The organism is Microbacterium maritypicum MF109 (assembly GCF_000455825.1).
Lineage (GTDB): Bacteria > Actinomycetota > Actinomycetes > Actinomycetales > Microbacteriaceae > Microbacterium > Microbacterium maritypicum_A.
The window spans coordinates 1-367 of record NZ_ATAO01000005.1 but is presented as its reverse complement, the minus strand read 5'-3'; the positions used below and the strand labels follow the sequence as shown (position 1 = coordinate 367).

The 367-nt window shown below is 64.9% G+C and carries 1 protein-coding gene; it reads left to right on the top strand.

What is annotated here, in order from left to right; translation table 11 throughout:
* Positions 1-367, top strand: a 367-nt coding sequence (locus tag L687_RS0120605) for a catalase (RefSeq protein ID WP_031206656.1), incomplete at both ends; no start/stop codon positions are given.

The window sequence follows — 367 nt, the reverse complement described above, 5'->3', positions numbered from 1 at the left end:
GGAGCAGGGCTCGCCCGACACCTGGCGTGACGTGCGCGGGTTCTCGCTCCGCATGTACTCCGACGAGGGCAACCTCGACATCGTCGGCAACAACACCCCGACGTTCTTCCTTCGCGACGCGATCAAGTTCCCGGACTTCATCCACTCGCAGAAGCGCCTCGGCGACTCGGGTCTGCGCGATCCCGACATGCAGTGGGACTTCTGGACGCTGTCGCCGGAGAGCGCCCACCAGGTCACGTATCTGATGGGAGACCGCGGCCTGCCCCTCAGCTGGCGGCACATGAACGGCTACGGCTCGCACACCTACTCGTGGGTCAACGCCGCAGGCGAGGTCTTCTGGGTGAAGTACCACTTCATCTCGCAGCAG